This window comes from Microbacterium sp. Bi128 (genome assembly GCF_918698205.1).
In genome coordinates, this window is the sequence record NZ_CAKKMM010000615.1 from 1 (window position 1) to 2,860 (window position 2,860).

At 67.3% G+C, this 2,860-nt stretch carries 2 protein-coding genes; one reads left to right on the plus strand and one right to left on the minus strand.

Features of this window, described 5'->3' with window-relative positions:
* Nucleotides 1–1,937 (plus strand): DNA gyrase subunit A (locus LQV45_RS23765; RefSeq protein WP_230009096.1); only part of this gene is annotated, 1,937 nt, incomplete at its 5' end.
* Between the two features lie 120 nt (nt 1,938–2,057).
* Here the strand turns inward: LQV45_RS23765 and LQV45_RS23770 are convergent.
* Nucleotides 2,058–2,441, minus strand: a complete 384-nt coding sequence (locus LQV45_RS23770; protein WP_223917085.1) for a VOC family protein — start codon at nt 2,439–2,441, stop codon at nt 2,058–2,060.
* Nucleotides 2,442–2,860 lie beyond the last annotated feature (419 nt).

A 2,860-nucleotide genomic window follows, 5' to 3' on the forward strand; every position in this document is an offset into this window, starting at 1 on the left:
ACCTGGTGGAGGTCATCGCCGCGGCCCGGCACCTGATCGACAACCCGGACGCCACGCTCGAGGACATCATGAGGTTCGTCCCTGGCCCGGACCTGCCCACCGGTGGCCGGATTGTGGGCCTGGACGGCATCCGCGACGCCTATGCCACCGGCCGCGGCTCCTTCAAGACCCGGGCAAAGGTGGACATCGAGCAGCTCTCGGCCCGCCGCACCGGCCTGGTGGTCACGGAACTGCCTTACATGGTGGGCCCCGAGAAGGTGATCGAGAAGATCAAGGATGCCGTCAACGGCAAGAAGCTCACCGGCATCAGCGACGTCGTGGACCTCACCGACCGCAAGCACGGCCTGCGCCTGGTCATTGAGCTCAAGAACGGCTTCAATCCCACTGCCGTGCTCCAGCAGCTCTACCGCTACACCCCGATGGAAGACTCCTTCGGCATCAACAATGTGACGCTCGTCGACGGCCAGCCGCAGACCCTCGGGCTGCTCCAGCTGCTCTCGGTCTACGTGGACCACCGGATCAATGTGGTCCGGCGCCGCACCGCCTTCCGGCTGGGCAAGAAGAAGGACCGCCTGCACCTGGTCGAGGGCCTCCTGGTCGCGATCGTGGACATTGACGAGGTCATCCAGATCATCCGGTCCTCCGACGAGGTGGCCGAGGCCCGTACCCGGCTGATGTCCATCTACGATCTCTCCGAGATCCAGGCCAACTTCATCCTGGAACTGCGGCTGCGGCAGCTGACCAAATATTCGCGGGTCGAGCTGGAGAAGGAGCAAGAGGAGCTCCGCCGGGAGATCGCGGAGCTTGAAGCGATCCTGGGCTCCCCCGCGCTGCTCCGTGCCCTGGTGTCCGACGAACTCGGCGAGATCGCGGAAAAGTACGGCACACCGCGCCGGACCGTCCTGCTGGAATCCGAGGCCGTCTCCCCCACCGTCGCCGCGGCACTGGGCGCAGCCGCCGGGGCCAAGGGCAAGGCCGCACCGCTGGCCCTTGAGATCGCGGACGATCCTTGCTGGGCCATCCTCACCGTGTCCGGGCAGATTGCCCGCACCGCCAACCAGGACAGCCTGGCCGAGGCCGGACCGCGAACCCGGCATGACGTCTTCTCCTCCGTGGTCAAAACCACCGCCCGCGGCGAGATCGCCGCCGTGACCTCGCAGGGCCGCATGCTGCGCCTGCAGGTCATGGACATGCCTGTGCTGCCGCCAACCTCGGGTACCCCCAACATGGCCGGCGGGGTAGCGGCCAAGGATTTCATCACTTTGCTCAAGGGGGAATCGCTGGTGGCTTTCGCGCCGCTGGACCAGGTTCTGGCAATCGGAACCGCCCAGGGCGTGGTCAAACGTGTGCAGCCGGACTATCCGCTGAACCGCGAAGACTGGGAAGCGATCGCGCTCAAGGACAAGGACACCGTGGTGGGCGTTGCCCCCGCCGGGTCCGACGACGACGACCTCGTCTTCATCACGCGCCAGGCCCAACTGCTGCGCTTCAGTGCCTCCGCCGTCCGCCCGCAGGGCCGGACCGCCGGCGGCATGGCCGGGATCAAGCTGGCCGCCGGGGACCGGGTGATGTTCTTCGGGACCGCCAGCCCCGCTGACGCCGCCGCCGTCGTCGTGACCATCGCGGGGACGGAAGGCGCGCTGCCGGGCACAGCCCCCGGGGCCGCGAAGGTCACCGCCCTGGCCGAGTACCCGGTCAAGGGCCGGGCGACTGCCGGGGTGCGGGCACACCGTTTCCTCAAGGGCGAGGACACGCTGCTGCTCGGCTGGGCTGGGCACGGTCCGGCCAAGGCGTCCTCCCTGGCAGGTGTGGCGCGCTCACTCCCCGGCGAGCATGGCCGCCGCGACGGCTCCGGCATTCCGCTGTCCCAGGCGATCGACGCCATTGGACCCAGCATGGCGTGGTCAGAGGACCCGGAAGCCGGCAACGACACGTAGGACCGCGGACGAACGAAACCCGGCCGGCGGCGCTGTCGCGCTCCGGCCGGGATTCGTGATCCGGCGTTGCCTCCGGCGATCTCAGTCCCGGAAGCCTTGCCCGCATCCTGTGGGCCGGCGCTAGGGCATGTGGTTGAGGCTCAGGATGTTGCCCTCCGTGTCCAGGAACCACGCGGCCGAGCTTCCGTCCGGAGTGGTGGCGATGCCGTCCTCCGTTTTTAGGCCCGGGAAGTCGTATTCCTCGAAGACGACTCCCTTGGCTCGGAGTTCCGCAACGGCACCCGGAAGGTCATCGACCACCCAGCCGATCTGCGTGTTCTTGGCCGTTCCGGCATTGGGCGTCTGGTACAGGAGGAACCCGGTACCGCCGCCGCACTTGTACTGCAGGTTGTCCTCGGCATCCGCGTTCTCGGGTTCGAGTCCGAGCTTATCGCGGTAAAAATCCCGTGCACGGGCGATGTCCGCTGCCGGTAGCACTGCGCCGACTTGCTTGTCCTTGAGCATGGCTATTCTCTTTCCAGGCCCGCCCCCCGGAAGGAATGATACTCCTCCACATCCCCCACGTACCTGAGAAACCGCGACGCCGATTTCCTTGGCCGGCGGGGCACGGCCGGGCATGCGCGCACTCGATATCCGTGAGTGCGTGTAGCTCGAGGCTTCCGGGGCGGGGAGGCCTTCGGACTCTACCGGGCAGCCGGGGTCGGCCAAAGAATCGGAATAGCAATGGTCTGAGGCGAAAGGGCACCGGTCTTGATGTGGGGCTACGGCATGAATATGGCCTGGATGTGGATGTGGGGCATACTGCTGCTCATCGGCATAGCGCTGCTGGTACTGGTCGCCGTGCGCATGTTTGCCGGAGGCGGCAGTCACAGCGGGATGCAGGGACCGCAGGGGCCCTACCCACGCAGGAGCCGGGCCCGGCA